The organism is Aeromicrobium sp. CF3.5 (assembly GCF_051262695.1).
GTDB lineage: Bacteria > Actinomycetota > Actinomycetes > Propionibacteriales > Nocardioidaceae > Aeromicrobium.
Genome location: NZ_JBIMEZ010000006.1, coordinates 87,521 through 108,785, shown reverse-complemented (window position 1 = coordinate 108,785; position 21,265 = coordinate 87,521). Strand labels below are relative to the sequence as shown.

The 21,265-nt window shown below is 65.6% G+C and carries 19 protein-coding genes; 8 read left to right on the top strand and 11 right to left on the bottom strand.

Annotation, left to right across the window (positions count from 1 at the left end; all coding sequences use genetic code 11):
* Positions 1 to 25: 25 nt before the first annotated feature.
* The 4 genes from ACHAA3_RS12245 to ACHAA3_RS12230 form a co-directional block, all read right to left on the bottom strand.
* Complete coding sequence (locus tag ACHAA3_RS12245; protein ID WP_435709303.1) at positions 26 to 472, bottom strand: acyl-CoA thioesterase; 447 nt, start codon at positions 470 to 472, stop codon at positions 26 to 28.
* A complete protein-coding gene (locus ACHAA3_RS12240) occupies positions 469 to 6,069 on the bottom strand; it encodes a type I polyketide synthase (protein WP_435709302.1) in 5,601 nt (1,866 codons plus the stop codon). The genes ACHAA3_RS12245 and ACHAA3_RS12240 overlap by 4 nt, the downstream gene beginning before the upstream one ends.
* 121 nt (positions 6,070 to 6,190) lie before the next feature.
* Positions 6,191 to 7,186: a DUF1702 family protein gene (locus ACHAA3_RS12235; protein WP_435709301.1), complete on the bottom strand. Its 996-nt coding sequence runs from the start codon at positions 7,184 to 7,186 to the stop codon at positions 6,191 to 6,193.
* Positions 7,183 to 7,602: a 4'-phosphopantetheinyl transferase family protein gene (locus ACHAA3_RS12230; RefSeq protein ID WP_435709300.1), complete on the bottom strand. Its 420-nt coding sequence runs from the start codon at positions 7,600 to 7,602 to the stop codon at positions 7,183 to 7,185. Before ACHAA3_RS12230 ends, ACHAA3_RS12235 begins: the two co-directional genes overlap by 4 nt.
* An 84-nt stretch (positions 7,603 to 7,686) precedes the next feature.
* Between ACHAA3_RS12230 and ACHAA3_RS12225 the strand changes: the two genes are divergently transcribed.
* A complete protein-coding gene (locus ACHAA3_RS12225) occupies positions 7,687 to 7,899 on the top strand; it encodes a hypothetical protein (protein WP_435709299.1) in 213 nt (70 codons plus the stop codon).
* Here ACHAA3_RS12225 and ACHAA3_RS12220 read toward each other — a convergent pair.
* Complete coding sequence (locus tag ACHAA3_RS12220; protein WP_435709298.1) at positions 7,878 to 8,522, bottom strand: hypothetical protein; 645 nt, start codon at positions 8,520 to 8,522, stop codon at positions 7,878 to 7,880. The two genes, ACHAA3_RS12225 and ACHAA3_RS12220, sit on opposite strands and share 22 nt — an antisense overlap.
* A gap of 160 nt (positions 8,523 to 8,682) precedes the next feature.
* Between ACHAA3_RS12220 and ACHAA3_RS12215 the strand changes: the two genes are divergently transcribed.
* From ACHAA3_RS12215 to ACHAA3_RS12205, 3 genes are all read left to right on the top strand, one after another.
* Positions 8,683 to 9,993 (top strand): nucleotide disphospho-sugar-binding domain-containing protein, encoded by a 1,311-nt coding sequence (locus tag ACHAA3_RS12215; RefSeq protein ID WP_435709297.1) that lies wholly within the window; start codon positions 8,683 to 8,685, stop codon positions 9,991 to 9,993.
* Positions 9,994 to 10,067: 74 nt separating this feature from the next.
* Positions 10,068 to 10,754: an alpha/beta hydrolase gene (locus tag ACHAA3_RS12210; RefSeq protein WP_435709296.1), complete on the top strand. Its 687-nt coding sequence runs from the start codon at positions 10,068 to 10,070 to the stop codon at positions 10,752 to 10,754.
* Positions 10,755 to 10,847: 93 nt separating this feature from the next.
* Positions 10,848 to 12,140 carry a nucleotide disphospho-sugar-binding domain-containing protein gene (locus ACHAA3_RS12205; RefSeq protein ID WP_435709295.1) on the top strand — a complete coding sequence of 431 codons (1,293 nt, stop codon included), beginning with the start codon at positions 10,848 to 10,850 and terminating at the stop codon, positions 12,138 to 12,140.
* Positions 12,141 to 12,229: 89 nt separating this feature from the next.
* Here ACHAA3_RS12205 and ACHAA3_RS12200 read toward each other — a convergent pair whose 3' ends face one another.
* From ACHAA3_RS12200 to ACHAA3_RS12190, 3 genes are all read right to left on the bottom strand, one after another.
* The gene (locus tag ACHAA3_RS12200; RefSeq protein WP_435709294.1) at positions 12,230 to 12,622 is read right to left on the bottom strand and encodes a YybH family protein; all 393 of its coding nucleotides are present in this window, start codon (positions 12,620 to 12,622) and stop codon (positions 12,230 to 12,232) included.
* A gap of 118 nt (positions 12,623 to 12,740) precedes the next feature.
* Complete coding sequence (locus ACHAA3_RS12195; RefSeq protein WP_435709292.1) at positions 12,741 to 13,517, bottom strand: helix-turn-helix transcriptional regulator; 777 nt, start codon at positions 13,515 to 13,517, stop codon at positions 12,741 to 12,743.
* 227 nt (positions 13,518 to 13,744) lie between these two features.
* Entirely contained in the window at positions 13,745 to 14,383 is a 639-nt protein-coding gene (locus ACHAA3_RS12190; RefSeq protein ID WP_435709291.1) for a response regulator transcription factor, read from the bottom strand.
* Between the two features lie 323 nt (positions 14,384 to 14,706).
* Between ACHAA3_RS12190 and ACHAA3_RS12185 the strand changes: the two genes are divergently transcribed.
* The 4 genes from ACHAA3_RS12185 to ACHAA3_RS12170 all read left to right on the top strand — a co-directional run bounded on the left by ACHAA3_RS12185 (position 14,707) and on the right by ACHAA3_RS12170 (position 17,814).
* A complete protein-coding gene (locus ACHAA3_RS12185; protein WP_435709290.1) occupies positions 14,707 to 15,207 on the top strand; it encodes an SgcJ/EcaC family oxidoreductase in 501 nt (166 codons plus the stop codon).
* 63 nt (positions 15,208 to 15,270) lie between these two features.
* On the top strand, positions 15,271 to 15,738 hold the full coding sequence (locus ACHAA3_RS12180) for an SgcJ/EcaC family oxidoreductase (RefSeq protein ID WP_435709289.1): 468 nt from the start codon (positions 15,271 to 15,273) through the stop codon (positions 15,736 to 15,738).
* Positions 15,735 to 16,214, top strand: a complete 480-nt coding sequence (locus ACHAA3_RS12175; RefSeq protein WP_435709288.1) for an SgcJ/EcaC family oxidoreductase — start codon at positions 15,735 to 15,737, stop codon at positions 16,212 to 16,214. The genes ACHAA3_RS12180 and ACHAA3_RS12175 overlap by 4 nt, the downstream gene beginning before the upstream one ends.
* 49 nt (positions 16,215 to 16,263) lie before the next feature.
* A complete protein-coding gene (locus tag ACHAA3_RS12170) occupies positions 16,264 to 17,814 on the top strand; it encodes a GMC family oxidoreductase (RefSeq protein WP_435709287.1) in 1,551 nt (516 codons plus the stop codon).
* On the opposite strand, the gene ACHAA3_RS12165 is transcribed toward ACHAA3_RS12170, so the two are convergent.
* From ACHAA3_RS12165 to ACHAA3_RS12155, 3 genes are read right to left on the bottom strand one after another with little or no spacing between them, the layout of a single operon-like run.
* A complete protein-coding gene (locus ACHAA3_RS12165; RefSeq protein ID WP_435709286.1) occupies positions 17,802 to 18,935 on the bottom strand; it encodes an aminotransferase class I/II-fold pyridoxal phosphate-dependent enzyme in 1,134 nt (377 codons plus the stop codon). The two genes, ACHAA3_RS12170 and ACHAA3_RS12165, sit on opposite strands and share 13 nt — an antisense overlap.
* Before the next feature lies 1 nt (position 18,936).
* Positions 18,937 to 19,914: an NAD-dependent epimerase/dehydratase family protein gene (locus tag ACHAA3_RS12160; RefSeq protein WP_435709285.1), complete on the bottom strand. Its 978-nt coding sequence runs from the start codon at positions 19,912 to 19,914 to the stop codon at positions 18,937 to 18,939.
* Complete coding sequence (locus ACHAA3_RS12155) at positions 19,911 to 21,251, bottom strand: nucleotide sugar dehydrogenase (RefSeq protein ID WP_435709284.1); 1,341 nt, start codon at positions 21,249 to 21,251, stop codon at positions 19,911 to 19,913. The genes ACHAA3_RS12160 and ACHAA3_RS12155 overlap by 4 nt, the downstream gene beginning before the upstream one ends.
* Between the last annotated feature and the right edge of the window lie 14 nt (positions 21,252 to 21,265).

Genomic DNA, 21,265 nt, shown 5'->3' with positions numbered 1-21,265 from the left:
TGCTGTGAGTCGGAGACGGCTGCGCTCATCGTTGTGCCACCGCATCCGACATGAAAGGGAGCAGCGCCTTGACGAGCGGCTCCGGAACACGGGTCGGCTGGGTGTGACCGTTGGGGCCGCGCATGCACGCAATTCGTTGCAGGCCACGTCCAACGAGTTGCGATCCCTCGGGGCGTTCGCACCAGTACTCGAAAGTGAGCTCGAGTGTTGTCTGCCCCAGGGCTGCCAGCGACATCCGGATGACGAGGTCGTCGAAAGCGGTGATCTCTGCGATGTACTCGCACTCGACCTTCTGGGTGAAGAGCTTCAGATCGCTGCGGATGTCGGCCAGCAGTTCGGGCACCAGCTCCTTGAGGAACATCTCGCGGCAGCGGCCCTGCCACCGCACGTAGTTGACGTAGTACACGTTGCCAACCAGGTTGGTCTCCTCGAAGCCCACCACATGCTGATACTCGTATGCGCGCGCCGTCACACGACCCCACCGCCCACCACGAGAGCGCCGACCGGGGCCCAGGCGATCGTCAGATGAAGGAGGTCCCCCTGGCTCGTGAGCGCCTCGATGGCGACGGCCTGTGCCGGACCAGATGCGGTCCGCGTCAACCCTCTGACTATGCCTGATTCCTCGACGTGCACGTCCGCGGAGCGACCATTGAGCTGCGTGAGCACGGAGGTGAGCACACCCTGCGTCGACGCGGTCGCCAAACCGCGCGTGCACTCGACGCTGCACACAGAATCGTCCACAGAGGCGCGCACCACAGGGAGACCGTCACCACCAGCCGGGCCTACTCGGATGGAGGCCCGTACACCAGCGTCCTCAAGGACCCGCTCGAGATGGGGACCGAGCAGCGCTGTCGGCCACTGCGGCGGCGTGTTGTGCCGGACCGCGCGCAAGTGCAGGCCTCGCCATCGCTCCACGAGAACACCCTGCTCGTCTAGGACATCGATGTCGTACACGTGCAGGGTTCCCTCGTGAAGAATCTCGTTGGCAATGAAGGTGCGGTCGCCCTCGGGATCGGTCCGGAGGATTTCCAACAGGTCTATGTGCTGAGGAATCAGGGTCGCGTCGGGCACGCTGACCTGATTGGCATGCATGAGCGCGTCCCGCGCACCGGGATCACCCAGCACGAGGTTGCCGGGAAGGACATCGGCGAACCACCGGTCCGCACGGCCTGCCACACGGCCCTGCACCTGCGTCGAGCTCAGCGAGTCGTACCCGAGAACCCGCTGGAACCGGCCGCTCTGGAACAGCATCGATCCATACAGTTCGGTACTGGGATCAAGCTCCACGAAGTCGTCCTGTGGTGGCTTCATGAGACGGCCGGGGCCCTGGTCCGTGCGCGCGCCAGTGGTGATCGTGGCCGAGAAGTGTGCGACTGAGTAGTTGGAATCCTGACTGAGGAGCACCACATCGACCGCGCCGTCGACTCGGCGCACTGCCGAAAGCCGCACGGTGACCTCGTGACCGGCCGGCACGACCACCGGGTGATCCAGCCGCACGTCGGTGAACTGGAAACCCGCGGTCTCCCTGGTCACGGCGGAAGCGACCTGCGCCATCGCTTCAAGTCCGATCACGGCAGGAAGCACCAGATCGCCGTCGATCTCGTGATCTGTCAGGTACGGATCGCTGCCCAGCGCGAGAACTGCATCCGTCACCAACTCGTAGCCGACGTGATGTCGGCGTACCCGGTCCAGGAATCGCCCGAGCGGAATCTGCTCGGTGCGAACCGACACCGTGGGAAGTGCGTCGAGACGTCCGCCCACGACCAGAGAAGCTGGCACCTGGCCGGCGGTCGCCCGCAGGAAGATCTCGGTGCCGTCCCCTGGAGTGATCGCCGTGATCCCCGAAGCGGTCAGCGTCTCTACCGCGCCGAGGCGCGCTCCCATACCGACGTCGGACCACACCGACCACTCCAGACACGTCGTCTGGCAGTGCGGGTTCTCCTCACCGTGGCGACGGGTCACCCGAGAGAGCTCTGCGTTGGCCATCGCATAGTGAGCGTCGCCCCACAGACCCGTACGCCCAATGATGCTTCCGAAGGTGACCAGGTGGCGGAGGTTGTGAGCGCCCACCTCGGCCAGTGCGCTCAGAAGAGCCTCGAGGCTGTCGACCTTGGCGGCCAAGGTTTCCTCGACATCGGACCAATCGAGGTTTTCGAGGATCGAGGGTCGATTGTTCCCAGCCCCGTGGAGCAGATGCGTGACAGGGCCCAGCTCGGTCGCGATCTGCTGAACAGTGGACGAGACCTGCGTCGCATCCGTGAGGTCAGCCGCGAAGTACTGCACCTCCAGGCCTGCTTCAGCGAAGCGACTCAGCGTGGTGGCGACCTCAGCATCAGTGATCGGGGCTCGGCCCACAAGTGCTACCCGGGCTCCGAGTCGCCCAGCCCACACGAGGGCGCACTCGGCGGTGATGCCCTTGGCGCCGCCCGAGGCCAGAAGAACAGAGATGCCGGGCCCGTCGGCACCAAGAAGATCCGGCACGGCTGGGAGATGGTGCGGAACGAGATGCGGCACATGTCGCACTCCATCGAGGTATCGAACATGCATGAAGGAGCGGGTCGCTGCGACGTCGGCGACGAGATCACCCGTTCGACACGTGCCATCACCGTCGATGACGGTGACTCTCAGTTCAGGGTGCTCGAGGAACAGGGACTTCGCCAGTGCCGTCGTGGTGTCGTTCCCTCCCACGAAGACGACCCGTTGGCCTACCTCGAGCTGAAGGGCTTGGCGGGCGAGGGTGAAGGTCTCGCGGAGGTCCTCACGACTGGTGTCGGATCGGACCCCGAGCAGCACTCCACCGTCAGGATTGCCGGAGAGCTGCTCGGCCCATACATCCCCGGGGGTGTCGGACGGCCAGCTTCCTGCAACGACCCAGGCGCCTCCCGCCTCGCCATCTGCAACAGGCACAACCGGAACCGGTGCCGGGGTGAACAGCTCCACCCACGTGCCCACGAACGTGCCCACAGCCCCGAGGGGATCGGCCCCACGCTCCTCGGGGACGCGATCGCGCTGTGCTTCCAAACCGTCAGCGAGCTCACCGACGGTCGATGTCGCCAGATTCAGGGCGCCATATTCCTTCACGCCCACCGTCGTCGCTACCGTGGCGACGATCTGTCCAACGGTGATCGAGCTCAGATGCAGGTCCTCGAGCAATCGAGTGTCGGCACCGATCGCTTCGGGCGGCATCTCGGCCCGCTCTGCGACCGTGGCGATCAACACGCCGAGCACGTCCATCTTGCTGTCGTGCGGCTGCTCGTCCAGCACCACGGCGGTGGTGGACGGCACCTGTTCCACCGGGTTGGACAGAAATGATGGGCTCGTGCCGGGAGCCGGGCGGTGAAACCGGCCCCTGACCAGCACGCTCGCGTCCGACAACGCACCGCCGACCCAGGCTGCTGCTGCAACGGTCAGATAGGAGCCAAGTGTGTCGTCGTCGGTATCGAGGCTCACGACCGGCACCGCAACATCGTTGGCCCCGGCCAGCTGCGTCATGCTGCGACCGGGCCCGACCTCGATCAGCAGTGAGCACTGGTCAGCGACGACGGTGACGGCTTCGGCGAACCGCACCGGATCGACGATCTGCCGACAGAGGAGCTCGCGCACGTCATCGGGTCCCATCGGCTCGGTCTCCGCAAGTGCGCCACCGGTGACGGTTGACACCACGGTGCGCTCCCCCGCCGGGACCAGTGCTGTCAGCTCGATCGCGCGAAGCTCATCTCGCAGGACGTCGGCTGCCGGCCGCACGAGGGCTGAGTGAAAGGCGTGCGAGACTGGAAGACGCCGACCGCTGAGGCCAGCGGAGGCGGCGTCGTCCATGAGTTGCTGGACCGCGTCCGTCGTTCCGGCGACCACCGTGTGGCGCAACGAGTTCAGCGCTGCGACGGTGACATCATCAGTTCCGGGCAACAGGTCCCGGACCACGGCTGCTGAAGCGTCGATCGTGGCCATGGTGCCGGGCAGCCCGTGCTGGGCCATCACTGCGCCCCGCATGCGCGCCGTCTCAATCAGCGTCTGCTCCTCGAGCACGCCGCCCCACGCCAACGCAGAGAGCTCGCCCAGTGAGTGGCCGGTGGCGATGTCGGCGCGAATACCCAGTGAGTCGAGTGCGGCGAGACCGGCAAGACTGCCTGCCACGGTCAGTGGTTGAGCATTCTGCGTCGCCACCGGATCCTCGAGCGAAGCGGCGTCGACCGCTGCATGCAGGTCCGCGACTGCGGGCACCCGACCGCTCAGAGCTCCACCACGCAGGTGGCTGCCGGTGCCCTGTCCGGGAAAGAGCAGGCCGACGGCAAGCCAGCTGCCCGCTGGTGCAGTCCCGACGAACCCGGCCCCCGGGACCTCGGTGACGACAGCTCCGGTCGAGGCGCTGCCGCCGGTTCGGGTTCGCGCGATCTCATCATCGAGATAGGTCGCGAGGATCCCCCACCGTCGGTGCGCATCTTGCGGCGACGTCGCCACCACGGCCGCACGATGGGTTCCCTTGGCCGCCGCAGCCCACGCCACGCTGAGGTCGGTGAGCTCGGCATAGCTGCACGAGCGCAGGGTCTCGTCCACCTGACGCACCCGTTCGGCCAGCTCGATCATGGAGCCCGCAGCGACGAGGAGAACCTCGACCTCCTGGCGCGTGGAGCCGATCGCGCGCATGTCCGGTCGTTGCGCCCAGTCCACCATCGCGTTGCCGAGCGGATCGCCTTCGACGACGACGTGCGCATTGATCCCGCCGAAACCCATCGAGGTGACTCCGGCACGAAGCGGTGCCCCCGACGGCCACGGCTCAGCTACTTCCACCGGCCGCAAAGACGCATCCTCTGCCGTGAAGCGCGCGTGGGGGCGTCTACAGCCGATGGTTGGAGGTATCACGCCGTGGCGCACGACCTGGACTGCCTTGATCAGCCCTGCAATTCCGGCAGCAGCCTTGGTGTGGCCGATCTGAGCCTTCACCGAGCCGATCGCCGCACGGTCCGTGGCCCCCCGGTCACGCCGAGCGCCGGAGATGGCCGAGAGCTCCAGGTCGTCGCCCACAGGAGTGCCCGTGCCGTGTCCTTCGAAGTACGGGACCGTCTCGATCCCGAATCCCGCCTTGGCGTAGGCCCGTTCCAATGCCAGCTGATACCCGTTCAGCTCGGGTCGAGTCATGCCGCCCGCGCCGTCGGAGGACACACCCCACCCCGCGAGTCGGGCGAGTGGTGTGCGGCCGGCGGCGAGGGCGTCCTCCTCCCGCATCAGGACCACCATCCCGCAGCCCTCACCTGGCCAGAAGCCGTTGGAACCCTCGTCGTACAGCTTCATCTCCGTACGCGCGAGCGCTCCCGTCTTGGCGAATCCGACGATCTCGAATGGATCGATCGACAGGTCGACGCCGCCGGCCACCGCAGCGTCAAGGTCACCGTCCACCAGCTGTTGGGCCGCCGTCGTGACCGACAGCAGGGACGAGGAGCACGCCCCGTCGACGGTGTAACCACCACCGTTCAGGTCGAAGTAGTTGCAGATCCGGCCAGCGATGGTGTTGGCCAGCCCCCCGGCAAGACTGTCCTCGTCGATCGTGGGGAAAGGTGCCTTGTACCGGCCCTCCAGCTCGTCGACGAACGTCGCCACGGCGGCGTCGTCCCAGCCCATCTCCCGGGCCTGTGCGGCGACGACCCGCCGCACGTATGGCCAGCGCAGGCGCAGCGTGTTCGCGCGGGAGAACTCGCCGGTCAACGTGTTGCCGATGATGACTCCCGTGCGGTCGCGCGGCAATCCATCGCCACCGGCGAATCCAGCATCAGCCAGGGCTCGAGCAGCCACGTCGAGTGCCAGCCAGTGGGTCAGGTCAGTCGACCTGAACGTGCTGCCGGCAATCTTGAATCCCAACCGGTCGAACTCGTAGCCCTCGAGCACGGCTGCTCGGTCGGAGTAGAACGTGTCAGGAGTCGTCGGGTCGGGGTCGTAGTAGTCGGCAAGCGACGTACGGGTGTCGGGAATTCGGCGAAACGCACGGCGCCCGGACATGGCGCTCTCCCACAACTCCTGGGGGCTGTCGGCGTCGGGGTAGACACAACCCATGCCGACGATCACGATTCGACTCACCATGCGCTCCTCTGCTGGCAAACGACCCTCTGGACGTAGCATCGATCGTCTCGACCGAACCTCGGAAGCGACCACTCCGCCGTTGCGCAGTGTTGGCAATCACGGTCCACCTTGGCGATCTCTACCCACTGACCTTCTGCAGCACCGCCCGCACCTGGTCCCGCCACACCCCATATCGGGGCATCGGCCAGTCGCGGCTGGATCGTGGTTCGGACTCATCGACGGCGGCGACGGCCGTCGCCATCGTCATCCCCGTCGTCGCCTGTACCACCTCGGCGCTGTGCAGTGGCACCCATCCAGCTTCGTGACGGGCTTTTGCGGCGAGCAGGGCTCCCACGCCAAGGTCAGGCGCGTGCTGGCCGGCCAGCGGCACCATCGCGGCGAGGTCGTCAGCCTGACCTGCGAATGTCGCGGCGAGGCCGATGCCGGACCACAGGTCGGCTCGCCGTTCCGGCGCGAAACAGCCAATCTCCCGGGCGACGTCGGTCACCTGTCCTGCGTGAGCGAACCACAGGGCGCGCCCGAACCCTTGGTCGACCACCTTCTCGAAGTACCAGTCCTGGCCGCTGAGCCACGGATATGGCTTGGGACGTTGCTGTCCCCTCAGGTACCGGGCGGGATTGAAGTACGCGAGGTCGAATCCGTACCCGTCGACCGCGAGCCAGGCGAGTGTCGGGTGGTACCGAGACGACAGGTGGGTCGGGAGCACACTCGACCACAGGCGGCGAGGCAACCTCGCCATGGCAAAGCCGATACCGATGTAGTTGAGGAGCAGGTGCGGCGTGCCGGCGCCGGACATCACCGCATGAGTGGCCCCCGGCCCAGGGCGAAGACGCGGCATCGCATCCAAGATGGTCGTGGCCATCGTGGCTCCCTCATAGGCGAAGCCGCGATGTTCCTGCTCGACCAGGGCAAGGCGAGCGTGCAGGCTGTCCCCGCTGGTCTCTCGCAGAGCGTGCTCCAGCCCCACGACGACGGCCTGCGGAATCGCCGACAGCGCACGCACGCGGGGGTCTGTGGGATCGCACCCGAACCGGGCGGTCAAGGTGACCTGCTCGACGCCCGGCGACACAGCACCGGCACGTGCGCCGCGGACAAGTCGGCCCAGTACGTTCACGGTCGATCTCCATTCTCTCCCTGAAGGAGCGCCGCGCCATCGAGGATTCGCGGAACGACGACACCAGCGGCCAGCACCGCCACAGCGGCCGTGTATCCGGGGTGGTCCACGTCGAGCTCGAGGTCGTGCAGCGCCACATGGTTTCCGCGGTGCGGCTCGATGAGCTGCCCCGTGCTGCTGATGGGAACATCGCGCAGTGGAACTGAAAGACCGTCGCCCGTCGCCTTCACGACTGCTTCCTTGCGACACCACGCTCTGACCGCAGCGGCCGCGCCAGTCGGTGGGTCCTCTCCGGGACCCGAGATGTACCACGCGATCGCCTCGGCATCGATGGAATCCTGGCGCAGCTCGACGTCGATGCCCACCGGTGCGGCATCGGTGACCGCAACCAGCACCAGGGCGGCCGAATGGGTCACTGAAACGTGCCCGTCGAATCCCACGACAGTTGGCTTACCGTGAAGCCGGGACCCACACCTCAGGCAACGCCGGGCAACTAGCACGTGGTCCGCCTGCGTCTGGGTCCGCGCGGCCACGACGGCGCGGAGCAGGCTGCGGCCACCCGTGTGCCGTCGGTGATCGCGTGGGTGCTTCCCGATGTCGAACCGCCCTCGCTCGTCAACGGTGGCGAAGCGCGAGGTCGCGTCACCCACCTGGTCGACGTCGAGAACCCAGACATCGCACGCCAAGGACCTCATGGGCGCGGGGACACGTGACGAGGGTCGAGCAGCCCGGCCCGAGCCACCGTGGCGATCGCCTCGGTACGCGAGGCCACACCGAGGCGACGATAGACAGCAGCCAGCCGTCGGTACATGACCCGTTCGGACAGCAGCTCGGTCTCGGCGAGCTCGAGTACTGACCATCCCGTCGACAACCGGGCCAACCACGCGAGCTCGTGCGCCGAAGGAACATTCTCGACAGTTGCGGACCCACGCATCATCTGATTGGCCATGGCCGCCGACACGACGAACTGTCCGACCAAGGCGGCACGCACACCGAGCGCTGTGCTCGATTCCGATCCGCGAAGATCCACCACACCGTCGTATCCGCGAGCGAGGGCAGCCCAGAAGGCGTCGTCCCCGCTCACAGCGGCCACGATGATCTCGTGCTCGTCTTCACGGTGAGGCGCCGGCAGAACTGACTCACCTGCCTCGTGGATGACGATGACAATCCGCCGTGTCCCACTGTTCTCGTGGTCCTGGCATGCACCGTCATCCACCACGATGTCATGCAGCCCGCGGCGCATCGCCGGCGTTCCGCCTACGAGCTTGAGCCGGGGCCGGACGTCAGAGACACCCGCAGATCTCGGCGTGCGTCCCTCGCTCATGATGGCTGACATGCAACCTCCTCGTCGTCTCCACGCAGTATTCGCCAGCGCAAGCAGCCGTAGCGCCTTCTGACGTGCGTACCTGTCTCGCGGAACCGCACGTCATGAGATGTCGCGCACGCGGTGCGGTGCGACTCTTGCCAGAAGTGCTCTGCGCCGAGAGGAATCGACCATGCGCGTTCTGTTTGTCACCTGGCCCGGAAATTCACACCTCTACCCCCTAGGACCGCTGGCCTGGGCCCTTCAGGGTTCCGGCCACGAAGTCAGGGTCGCGACTCACTCGTCGCTGACCGCAGCCGTGACCTCGCTGGGCCTCGTGCACGTGCCCATCGGAGACCCCCACGTCCAGCCGACGGGCCCGACGAAGGAGTACCCCGAGGAACAAGAGGCTCAGTTCGAGCGCGACACCGAAGCGCTGGCGATTCCCGCCGACGAAAGCGATCCATGGGAGATATTTCGAAACTTCATGGTTCCGGGCATCTGGGACTACGCGCCTCCGGCAGCTGATCCCGGGCAGCCGAATCCTGCTGTGGACGACCTCGTCGAGTACTGCCTGGCCTGGCGACCTGATCTCGTCGTCTGGGACCCATGCATGCCGGGCGCTGCAGTCGCGGCGCGCGTCTGCGGCGCAGCCCACACACGACTCATGTGGTGGCAGGACTATTTTGCATGGACGCACGACCGCTGGACCGCTGCTGGTCTCGAGGAAGGCGAGGACCCACTGTCGCGGATCATTCGACCGTTGGCTGAGCGGCACGGCGTCGCAGTCGACCGCGAGCTGCTCCTCGGTCAGTGGACCCTTGACCTCCTTCCCAACGGCTATCGTCTCGCGACCACGACCCGAGCCATGCCGTTGCGGTGGGTTCTTTCACCTGTGCGTACCGAGTTGCCTGAGTCCCTCCTCCGACCACCTGAGCGTCCCCGCATCGCCTTGTCGCTCGGCATGTCCCAACGGGACTTCACGACAGGTGGATGGTTCTACGTTCCAGCCGCTCTCGAGGCTCTCGGGAGCCTCGACGTCGAGGTCATCGCGACCTTGACCAAGGAGCAGCTTGAGGACGTCGACTCGTTGCCGCCCAACGTCCAGACGGTCGACTACATGCCACTGGACCAGCTGCTCCCCTCGTGCTCGGCCATGGTCCACCAGGGTGGCTTCGGCACAGTCGCCGCGGCAGCCCGGCACGAGATGCCGCAACTCATCACCGATGCCCCCGGCGTTCCCGTCGTGATGAAGTACCCGGTCGCAAAGTGCGCAGCCCAGTACGTCCTGGGCCACGGCGCCGGACTCATCTTGGACACCGAGGACCCTTCACCCACGGCAATCGCCGATTCGGTCACACGTCTCTTGACCGAGGAGTCCTTCCAGGCTGGTGCCGCGAACGTTCATCACGACTGGCTGGCGATGCCCGGGCCTAGTGACCTGGTTCCCCAGATCGAGCGAATGACTGCGCGCTTCCGCACCGCAGGAACCCGCCCCGACTGACGTGACGCCCAACGTCACGACACGTGAGCACCACACCGAGATACGACCCCGATAGACGCGAGAGACGAGGACGCATGACTGCATTTGTACTCATCCATGGCGCAGGAGATTCTGGTTGGGCATGGCACCTGCTGGAAGCCGAGCTCCAGGCTCGTGGGCACACGAGTGTCGCTCCGGACCTGCCCGCCGAGAACGACGAACTCGGCTACGAAGACTACGCCGACGTTGTCCTCGATGCCGCCGCACCTCTGGGTGACCCGTCCGAGCTGGTCGTCGTCGGCCACTCGCTCGGCGGCTTCACCGCACCGATCGTCGCCGAGAAGGCGAACGCGAAGCAGCTGGTCCTGCTCGCAGCGATGATCCCCGCCCCCGGTGAGTCGACGAACGACTGGTGGTCCTCCACCGGCTACATGGAGGCGGCGAGTGCACAGTCTCAACGCGACGGCGGACTCACCGGGAACTCTGATGAGATGATCTCCTTCTACAACGGTGTACCCGAGGAGCTGGCGCGCGAGGCCGCAGAGCACGCGCTCGGCCAGTCGGAGCGGCCGATGGGCCAGCCGTGGCCATTGACGGCGTGGCCGGACGTCCCCACGCGTTTCCTTCTGTGCCGCGACGATCGTTTCTTTCCCGCTGATTTCTTCCGGGCGCTTGTTCCCGCCCGTCTCGGCATCACACCCGAGGAGGTGCCCGGAGGGCACTGCGTGATGTTGGGCCAGGCCGATGAGCTCGCCGACGCGCTCCTGGCGGGACTCGACTAGCCACTCCCCCGCCGGACGGCAACCTCAGAGATGCCGCACACATACCCGTGCTGGCAACACTGGAGGTCGTTGCCCATCCCATCAGGAGACCCCATGCGTGTTCTATTCGTCCCCTCCATCAATCGGTCGCAGGCCTACACCATGACGCCTCTCGCGTGGGCACTGCGCACGGCCGGACACCAGGTCCGCATGGCAGTGCCGCCCGACCTTGTCGGTGAGATCGCCGGGACGGGGATCTCACCGACACCGGTGGGCCCGTCGAGGGTGGACCTGGAGCAGGACATGAAGGACGCAGAACCCGTTGAGGATCCCGTCGCACCGATACCGACCCCGGACGAGCGTTCCCGACAGGTCGAGTACGGATGGGGCGACGCCGCCACGACCTTCACCCACCTGACGACCGACTTCTTCCAGCTGCTGACTCCCGACGACTTCACCGAGAGCCTGATCGACTACTGCCAGCAATGGCGGCCCGACCTGGTCATCTGGAACACCCTGGCGTTCGCCGCACCCGTTGCCGCGCGCGTCAGTGGCGCTGCACACGCACGGATGCCGTGGGGCGTCGACACCCTCGCCCAGATCCGAGCCGCCGACTGCAAGGCTCGTGCCACCACCGGGGCCGCGGACCCGATGGAGACCTGGCTCGCGCCGTTTCTCCGCAAGCATGGCCACGAGTACGACGAGGAAATGGTGCTCGGACAGTGGACTATCGACCCTGCCCCACCCTGGACCTTCCACGCTGACGCTGGAGTCCGCTACGTCCCCATGCGTGCTCTGTCGTTCAACGGGCCGGCACCAGTGCCATCGTGGGTCGACGAGCCGTTGGAGCGCAGGCGGGTCTGCCTGACGCTGGGTCTGTCCAGCCGGGAGTCACACGGAGTCGAGGCCTCGCCAGCGAAGCTCCTCGAAGCGGTCGCAGATCTTGACATCGAGGTCGTAGCCACCTTCAACGAGAGCCAAGTATCCGGCAACGTTCCCGACAACGTTCGACTCGTCGACTTCGTACCACTCGGCGCCCTACTTCCTTCGTGCTCGGCCGTCGTTCACCACGGCGGGCCCGGCAGCTTCTCCTCCGCACTCGAGCATGGAGTTCCTCAGCTGATCGTCCCCGGAGGCTACTGGCACATCAAGTGGTGGGGTGGCGTGGCGCAGGCCAACGGCCTGGAGGACGAAGGCGCCGGGATCTACCTTGCCGACAGCCCCCACCTCACGCCCGAACGCGTGCGCGAAGGCCTCCACCAAGTACTCGACACTCCGTCGTACGCGACGAACGCCGCGCGGCTGCAGCGAGAGTGGGCCGGCATCCCGAGTCCCAACGAGATCGTCCCAGCCCTGGAGCGTCTGACCGCCGAGCATCAGGCCCGCAAGACTGCACCCCACCGGTAGGACACTCCTTGAGTGACCGACTCGACCACGGAGCGAGCAGGTCGACAGGCGACGCGGCGCCGGTCGACCTGCTTGCGGTCATGGGTGACTCAGGCTGAGCCATCACCCGCGGGCACCGTGGCGCTCACAGCCGCCAGGACCCGCCAGAGGCCGTCAGAGCCCTGCGCGAACGTGAGCGCCGTGTAGAAGTGCTCCGCGAATCCGTCGAACGTCAGCGTGATCTCCGTGACCTGAAGTGCGGTCGGCCCCGTGATCACTCTGCTGAGCTCGGGAAAGGTCGCCGTGAACTCCATCTGGAACAAGCCGCCGAACAGCTCGGCGATCGCCGCAGTTCCCTGCACGTACGTCCCGTCGGGGTCGATCTTGATCGCATCGTCGCGAAAGAACGTGATGAACGTGTCGATATCGCGCGACTCGAACGCCTCGTTGTAGAGACGGATCGTGTCATCGAACGATCGCTTCGCTACATCGTGAACAGTCATGGCGGCCTCCTGGGTGGCGGATGGTAGAACGGCTGGTCTGGACCTACGGGCAGCCTAGGGACGAGCGTCCACCCCAAGCCCCTCTTCTATTGCGGCTCATTGGACGAGAAGGCACTGCTCACACCGACATCCGATACCGCACAGGCCGGCTCTCCAGTCCGCTCATGCGTGCCAGCAGAACGGGCGGTTCGACCAGACGGAGCGTGTGCAGAGCGAGATCGACAACCGCGGCGACGCCTGGCCGCAGGGTGAGTGGGCCACTTGATCCGACGACCTGCGATGCGCCATCGCGGTCATCAGCGCTGGCGCTGGCGCTGGCGCTGCAGGCCATGACGTACCAGTCACCGGCCGGCACACTGTCCAAGGTGAAGTGCCCGGGTCCATCGAGGACGACTGAGCGGATGGGCTTCCCCTCGTGCACGGGCCCCGAGAACACCCCCACGAAGATCAATCCGGTGAGGTCGCATCCCTCGGCCTCGACCCGGCCATGAATGGTCGAGCTTGTGGTTGGATCGGGACGCTGGTCGGGCGGATCACAGGTGCCCGATGTATCTGTTACCGGGCGAAAGCCTCCCAGCGCTCGGTACGCACTCGGCGAGACACCGACGCTTTGGGCGAAGCGCGAGCTGAAGGTGCCGCAACTGGCATAGCCCACGCCATGGCTGATCTCGGTCACCGTCAGGTCGGTGCGAAGCAGTAGCTCTTTAGCTTTCTGGATCCGCACGGCAGACAGGAATCGACCAGGCGTCACGCCCGTCAATCGGTGAAAGACTCGCGTGAAGTGAAACTTGCTGTAGAACGCAGTCTCGGCCAGATCGTCAATGGTGAGCTCATCGCTGTACTCACCATTGATTCGTTCGACAACTCTGGCAACAGCACGTTCGGCTTCACTCATGGCTCCCCCTCGTTGACGTAGCCAGCTCCTCCATGAGCGGCGATGTCATCGAGACTCACAGCGGTTCGTGCCGGCGCGTAGACCCAACGGGGCTATCACTACGGGCGGGAGCAGCTGCGGTGCTCACACGGACCGGCCCAGCTGGGGCCCCTGACGGCATACCCACATGGGTAGGCCACCGACAGGGGGCATGCCAGCACCCCGACCGATCCCGGGCGGGTATTAAGTCAGGCCAACAGGTCGAAGTTCAACGCCTGAGCGACCGCTTGAGTGCGGTTCGAGCAGTTCAACTTGGCAAGCACACAAGAAACGAGACGTTTCACGCCATTCACCGACACCCCGAGCTGTCGGGCGATCTGCTTGTTGCTCAACCCTTCAACCATGAGCTCGAGCACCTGACGCTCCCGAGGCGTCAACGCCGCAGCGACCGGCGACCGCTGGGAGCTGCTCACACGAGCCAAGAGAGTCCGCGCCATGAATCCGGGCATCGGTAGCTGTTCTACGCTGGGCAGGCCTTCGAGAGTGGACCGCAGAACCTCACTGGTCACGTCGCCCATCAAGTACCCGTTGCTCGGGGCCATGGCGAGGATGTCGATCATGTCGTCGCGAAACTCCTCCAGCAGCATCAGGATCTTCACGTTTCGGTCCCGAGCCGTGGTGGTGAGCCGGCTGGTCTCCGTGGCGCTCAGCGTCCCGAAGGACAGGAGCACGACATCGGCTGTCCGGTGCTGGTCGAACATCCATTCACCGCACGACGTGCAGTCACCGTTGCATTCATGGATGACCTCGCACGACTCCAGTTCATTCACCAACGCCACGATGCCTTGCCGTGTGCAATCTCTGGCGACTACGACAGCAATTCGCACGACGTCTCCCCTGGCATTGTTTCGCAGCCACTACGTCTGGACCAATGGCAGCGTGAATCATGATCGTCATGGCTCTTGTTGTCTAGGCCCGTAGTTCGTTCAGGCCATCAGCAAGACAACCATTCGGGACAGGACCCGTCAATATATTTAATCGTTGTATCCATCAACTACCCGACGTCGTGCTGCGTCCTCGATGACAGGCGAGGGTCTGGTCCTAACCGGGCGAGATCATGCGGACGACACGCGCGTCGAGATGGCAATCGCGAAGATGCCACGACCAGCATCCGCGGCGAAGACTGTGAGCTCCAGACCAGGAGTTGATTATGGCCGACACTCACCACACCAGTACCTCCTCTCAGCACTGGGGGGATGCCACCGACATCTTGACCAAAGCCGGAGTCGAGGAAGACACGACGTACTACGGCGAGTTCGACGCACCCGATCAGCGGGCCGTCCAGGCGGTCGCGCAACGCATACAGGTCGCCTGGGCCACCAACGACGCCGACGCCTTCGCCGAGGTGTTCGCCGAGAACGGCAGCCTGTTGCTGCAGGACACCCAACTCACATCGCGCGAAGAGATCCGCGAGTTCATGACCGCGGGGTTTGCCGGCCCGTTCAAAGGCGCTCACGTCGAGGGCGGCCCGCTGCACCTGGAATTCTTGTCCGACACCGTTGCCGTGCTCGTCACTCATGGCGGCATCATCTTCGACGGCCAGTCGGCTATCGAGCCCCAGAACGAGATCCGTGCCATCTGGGTCATTTCTCGCAGCGCCCCTGGCGTTCTCGAGCTCGTGTCTCACCAGAGCAGCCCCGTGCACAGCTGACCACCACACGTCCGGCAATCGGGAAGATGCGGCGCCCCCAAAGACCGCAGGACAGTGAGTGACATGACAGCCATCGCAGGACAACAAGCACCTGACCTGGACGCCTACTACGGCGACTTCACCAGCGACCGGGAGAAGGCCGCACTGAGCGTCCCCCTTCGCCTCGTGCAAGCCTGGGCGAACAATGACGGCCACGCAGTCGCCGAGGTCTTCACCGAGAACGGTCTGATGATTCTTCCCGGTGATGTCTTCAAGCGGGGTCGTGAGGAAATCGGCGGGTTCATGGCCGCCGCCTACGCAGGCCCCTTCAAGGGAACCGGGGTCACCGGACAGCCGGTCGACGTGCGCTTTCTTGGCGACGACGTCGCGCTGCTGCGCACGCATGGCGGCATCCTTCCCCCGGGGGAGACACAGATCGCTCCGGAGCTGGCTGTCGGTTCGACCTGGGTCGTCGTCAAACGAAACGACATCTGGCAGCTCGCCGCTTACCAGAACAGCCCCCGTGGCGACGGCGCCACGCTCCGATGGTGAGCCGGGACGACACCATGACCATCGACAACAAGGCAGCTGACCTCGTACATGGCGCCAAGCAGTGGGCAAGCCAGTACGGCGACTTCGCCCACGGTAGCGAGGGTGCAGTGCTCACCGCTGTTCTGCGCTGCCGAGCAGCGTGGGACTCCGGCGATGCTCGCGCCTTCACCGACATGTTCATCGACGACGCCTGGATGCTCGTTGGCGACCAACAGCTCGCCGACCGCGACGCCATCCACGACTACCTGTCCACCGCGTTCGCCGGTGCTCTCGCGGGCACCCGCCTCGTCGAGGCCCCGCTCGACATCAGGCTGATCACCCCCGATGTCGCCATTGCTGTGACTGAGGGCGGCATCGTCCGGGCTGAGCACGACAGTCCCGACTCCTCGGACCTTGTCCGCAGCACCTGGGTGGCAGTTCGCCGGGGCGGGGACTGGCGCATCGCTTCTCACCAAACCTCACCTGTCCACAACTGAACGCGGCGTGCCGCGCCTGCGGTCGTCCCCCGACCAACTGGAGGTACTTATGTATGACTTCGTCATCATCGGCGCAGGTTCTGCAGGCTGCGTACTCGCGTCGCGACTGACCGAGGACCCCTCGGTCACGGTCTGCCTCATCGAGGCCGGGCCCGCCGACACTGCCCAAAATATTCATGTTCCGGCGGCGTTCTCCAAACTGTTCCGCACGAACGTGGACTGGGACTACGACACCCACGACGAGCCGCACCTCAATCGTCGGCGGGTCTATCTTCCACGGGGCCGCGTCCTCGGTGGAACGAGCTCCATCAATACCCAGATCTACATCCGTGGCAATCGGGTCGACTACGACGGCTGGAACCAACCGGGCTGGAGATACGACGACGTCCTGCCGTACTTCAAGCGGTCGGAGAACAACGAGCGTGGAGCCTCCGAGTTCCATGGCGCCGACGGGCCGCTCGCCGTGTCCGAGAACCGTTCACGCAACCCCATGTCCGAAGCGTTCGTCGAAGCCGCACTCGACGCCGGACACCCTGCCAACACTGACTTCAACGGAGCCGAGCAGGACGGTGTCGGTTGGTTCCAGCTGACCCAGCGCGACGGCCGCCGCGAGAGTTCATCGACCGCTTTCCTCCACCCCGCGATGGGACGGCCGAACCTGACGGTCGAGACCAACCTGCAGGTCATTCGACTGCTGTTGGACAACGGCGTCGCCACCGGAGTGGTCAGTCACCGCTTGGGCGAAGAAGTCACGGTCCGAGCACAACGCGAAGTGATCGTCTCAGCGGGTACGTACAACTCCCCCCAGCTGCTCCTGAACTCCGGGATAGGTCCCGCTCAGCAGCTCGCGCCGTTGGGCCTCCAGGTCGCCGTAGATCTGCCGGGAGTCGGACAGAACCTGCAGGACCACGTCCTGATTCCCATGATCTTCACCCACGACGAGCCCGTCAGCATGCTGGCAGCGGGATCGCCCGAGAGTCTGGCCGAGTTCATGTCCGAGGGTCGCGGCCCCCTGACGTGCAACGGACCCGAGGTTGGCGGGTTCGTACGCACCGACCCGAGCCTGCCAGCGCCGGATGTGGAGCTGCTGTCGGCGCCCGTGATGTTCGTCGACAACGGTCTCGGCGTGCCCACACGTCACGCGGTGTCGTTCGGACCCTCGCCGATCACCCCGCGCAGTCGCGGCTCCGTCACCCTCGGTGGCGAAGACCCGACGACGAAGCCCCGCATCCTGCACAACTACTTCGACGACCCGGACGACATGCGAGTGGCCGTCACTGCTCTTCGCCTGGCGCTCGACATCGCGCGTCAGCCAGCGTTGAACAAGTATGCGGGCTCGCCCTACCGCCCGCCGGCGTCAGATTCTGATGCAGATCTCGAGGCCTACATTCGCGCGTACGCGCACTCGATCTATCACCCGGTCGGCACGTGCGCGATCGGGTCGGTCGTCGACAACGAGCTGCGGGTCAAGGGGGTCGCCGGGCTCCGTGTCGTCGACGCCTCGGTGATTCCAGAAGCGATTCGCGGCAACACCAACGCACCGACGGTCATGATTGCCGAAAAGGCTGCGGATCTGCTGCGTCAGGATCAGAACGACTGACGCAGCAGCCAGTCTTCCCAACGCTCAAGTGCTTCGGCGGCGCCGCTGCGACCGAGACCCACGCGGAACCGGTCCCGCGGTACCGGTCCGAGTTCGGACTCGTACACGCTGGCGGGCAGCAGCAGCACCCCTTCCTGCTCGACGAGGTCGGCACACATCGCCTCGACCCCGTCGGGGCCGAGGTATCGCGGAAAGCAGACACAGCCGCCCTGGGGCGGTACCCACTCGAACAGATCTCGATGGCGACCGAAGAACTCCTCGAACAGGGGAACGTTGTCAGCAATGATGCTTCTGTTGCGGGCAAGAACGTGCTCCTTGGCTCGCAACGCGACGACGGCCAGCACCTCGCTGGGGGCGGAGTTGCAGATCGACGCGAAGTGCTTGGCTCGCTCCATCCGGTCAAGGACGGCGCGATCGCGGCACGCGATCCACCCGACGCGCAGCCCACCCATGCCGTAGGCCTTCGACATGACATTCAAGGACAGCGCCGTGCCTGACATATCGGCGGCCTGCGGCAAGGTGGTGCGTGGGTCGAGCTCGACTCCTCGGTAGACCTCATCGCTCAGCAGCCAGACGCCGCGCTCCTCGCACAGCTGCACCAAGCGTCGCCAGGTGTGATGGTCTGGCACAGCACCTGAAGGGTTGTGCGGGAAGTTCACCGCGACCACTCGCGTGTTCGGGCGCAGCGCCTGCTCGATGGCGTCGACGTCCGGCAGCCAGGAGTCCTCGGGTCGCAGTGGCACGCCGGTCACGTCGCACAGTGCGAGCGGGATTGTCTCGGAGGACTGGTACCCCGGCGTCAGCACGACCGCGTGATCGCCCGGTCCGAGAAGAACCTCGAACGCCACCGCCAGGCCCTCTTGAGCACCTGCAAAGCACAAGACGTCCTCGGCAGCGACGTGGTCGTACGTCGATGCGATCGCTTCGCGCAGGGCCGGCAGCCCGTACGTCGGGCTGTACCCGAGATCGAGGCTCTGCCACAGTTCACGGCCCTCGTCGTCAGCGAGCTCCATGAGCTTCTGGACTGGCATCGACTCCAGGTCAGAAGCAGCGAGGTTGTGACGCGCGACGAACTCCCACTGAGAGAAGTACACCTCAAGTGCGAAGTCACGTCGTGCCATGTCAGGCAGCACCGGAGTCTGGCTGCTGCAACCAGGTTGGGTTCGACCGAGCCCAGTCGATCGTGGCTACCAATCCGTCGTGCAAAGAGGTGAGAGCCTCCCAGCCCAGGACGTCACGCGCCTTGTCGGTCCTCGGTACGCGACGGGCCAGGTCTTGATACCCGGCTCCAAGAACTTTGCACACGTCGGTCGCGCCAAACGAGCGAGGGTCGGTGCCCGTCAGCTGGAGCACCATGGCAATCACCTCGCGGACCGACGTCTCTCGCGTCGCGCCCAAGTTGAACGCCTCACCACGAGCAGCTGGCAACGCAGCCGCGCGCACCGTGCCCTCGACTGCATCGTCGATGTACGTGAAGCAGCGGGTCTGCTCCCCCGAGTCGTAGAGGGCAGCCGGCAGTCCGTTGAGCGCGCGATGTATCGAGCGGCTGACCAGGAACGCCGGACGTTGTCCCGGCCCGTAGACATTGAAGTATCGAACGATCGAGGCGTCCAGCCCGTGCTGGCGGACGAATCCGTACACCATGTGCTCCGCGAGACCCTTGCTCGACGCATAGGCCCACCGGTCGGCCGAGGTGGGGCCGAGCACCCGGTCGCCGTCCTCCGCCCAGGGAACGGCGGGATTCTTGCCGAAGACCTCGCTGGTGCTCGCCATCACGACCCGCACACCTTCGCGGACGGCCGCGTCGAGGACGGCACGGGTTCCCCCCACATTGACGTCGAGCACGTCCAAGGGCCGCCGCAGGTACTGGTCGACGCCAACGACCGCGGCCAGGTGGAACACGACGTCGGCGCCCCCCACGACACTCGCGACGAGGTCGGGGTCGCGGACGTCGCCCTCGACAAAGCGAACCTCACGCGACCACGGAGGGGGCCTCGAGTCGAGAACAGTCACATCGTCACCGTCCTCGAGCAGGCGCCTCACCAGATGGCTGCCGATGAACCCCCCACCGCCGGTGACGACCGATCGCCGCGTACTCACCTCCCGATGCCTCGGTACGTGAGACCTGCGTCGGCGAATCCGGCGATGCGTTCCTTCGAGTAGTAGGCACGGCCGTCCAGGACGACGCAGCCCGAGGCCACCGGAAGGGCCGCCAGGTCCACGTCGGCGAACTCTCGGTGCAGCGCGAGCACGGCCACGCAATCAGCACCGCGAACGGCATCTTCCAGCGATGCCTCAGGCACCATTTCGAACAGGTGATACGCCTCGGCGGGATCGACCAGCGGGTCGTACAGACGCACGGTGGCGCCGGCCTTCTCCCAGATCTGCACCGCAGGATGCACCGGCGTGGCCCTGAGGTCTCCGGTGTTGTTCTTGAACGCCAGGCCCAGCACGGCGATGGTCACGTCCTTGGCCTCCTTGCCCTGGTCCGCCAAGACCCGCAACAGGTCCTCGGCTACGCGCTCGGGCATGGCGCTGTTGACCTCCCGGCCCACGACAACGGTCTGCAAGTTGGTGCCTGCGCGCTTGGCCGAATGCCAGATCATCCAGGGATCCTTCGTCAGGCAGGACCCGCCCACTCCGATGCTCGGCATCAAGATGTTGACCTTCCCGGCACCCTTCGGGATGGTGTTGGCCGCCGAGATGACGTCCAGGACGTCCACGCCGTGCAGGTCACAGAAGATCGCGAGCTCGTTGGCGAGGGCGATATTGACATCTATCCACCAGTTGTCTGCAAGCTTGACGATCTCGGCTGCCTCAAGTGACTCGACCTCCAACACCGGAACATCGAGGTGCCGCTTCCAGAAGGCTGCGGCGGCCGCCGTCGAATCCGCTCCCAAGCCGCCCACGATGATAGGGAAGGTCGCGAGCTCCTGCATGGCCATGCCCTCCGACAGTCGCTCCGGAGAGATCGCCACACCGAAATCATGCCCGGCCTCCAGGCCCTCGTGCTCAAGAAGTCCGGCCATGGTGCGGGTCATGCCCGGAGGGACGGTCGTCTTGAAGACGATCAGCTGATGCCTGCGGAGATGAGGAGACAGGGCCGAGCACGCGGCGCGCACCTGATCATCGTCGATTGATCCGTCGGGCAGGATCGGGGTACCAACTGTCACCAGCACCACGTCGGCTGCCGCCGCCATCGACATGTCAGTGGTGGCGCGCAGGCGTCCGGCCGCCACGCTGTCGGCGATGGACTCAGCCAGACCTGATTCGCGCAGAGGGGTCCGAGCCGCATTCATCTCCTCGACCCGGCTCACGTCACGGTCGATGCCCGTGACGTGAAGACCTCGTGAGGCGAGGGTCGCAGCGAGGCACGTGCCGACATAGCCGATGCCCACCACGGCGACGGACGGTGATTCCTCAGGCAAGAATCGCATGATGTGAATCCCGC

Bases quoted from the DNA above. Each gene is read 5' to 3' on its own strand.
- ACHAA3_RS12220 (WP_435709298.1), bottom strand. From the start codon at position 8,522: ATGTCAGCCATCATGAGCGAGGGACGCACGCCGAGATCTGCGGGTGTC.
- ACHAA3_RS12215 (WP_435709297.1), top strand. From the start codon at position 8,683: ATGCGCGTTCTGTTTGTCACCTGGCCCGGAAATTCACACCTCTACCCC.
- ACHAA3_RS12210 (WP_435709296.1), top strand. From the start codon at position 10,068: ATGACTGCATTTGTACTCATCCATGGCGCAGGAGATTCTGGTTGGGCA.
- ACHAA3_RS12205 (WP_435709295.1), top strand. From the start codon at position 10,848: ATGCGTGTTCTATTCGTCCCCTCCATCAATCGGTCGCAGGCCTACACC.
- ACHAA3_RS12200 (WP_435709294.1), bottom strand. From the start codon at position 12,622: ATGACTGTTCACGATGTAGCGAAGCGATCGTTCGATGACACGATCCGT.
- ACHAA3_RS12195 (WP_435709292.1), bottom strand. From the start codon at position 13,517: ATGAGTGAAGCCGAACGTGCTGTTGCCAGAGTTGTCGAACGAATCAAT.
- ACHAA3_RS12185 (WP_435709290.1), top strand. From the start codon at position 14,707: ATGGCCGACACTCACCACACCAGTACCTCCTCTCAGCACTGGGGGGAT.
- ACHAA3_RS12180 (WP_435709289.1), top strand. From the start codon at position 15,271: ATGACAGCCATCGCAGGACAACAAGCACCTGACCTGGACGCCTACTAC.
- ACHAA3_RS12170 (WP_435709287.1), top strand. From the start codon at position 16,264: ATGTATGACTTCGTCATCATCGGCGCAGGTTCTGCAGGCTGCGTACTC.
- ACHAA3_RS12165 (WP_435709286.1), bottom strand. From the start codon at position 18,935: ATGGCACGACGTGACTTCGCACTTGAGGTGTACTTCTCTCAGTGGGAG.
- ACHAA3_RS12155 (WP_435709284.1), bottom strand. From the start codon at position 21,251: ATGCGATTCTTGCCTGAGGAATCACCGTCCGTCGCCGTGGTGGGCATC.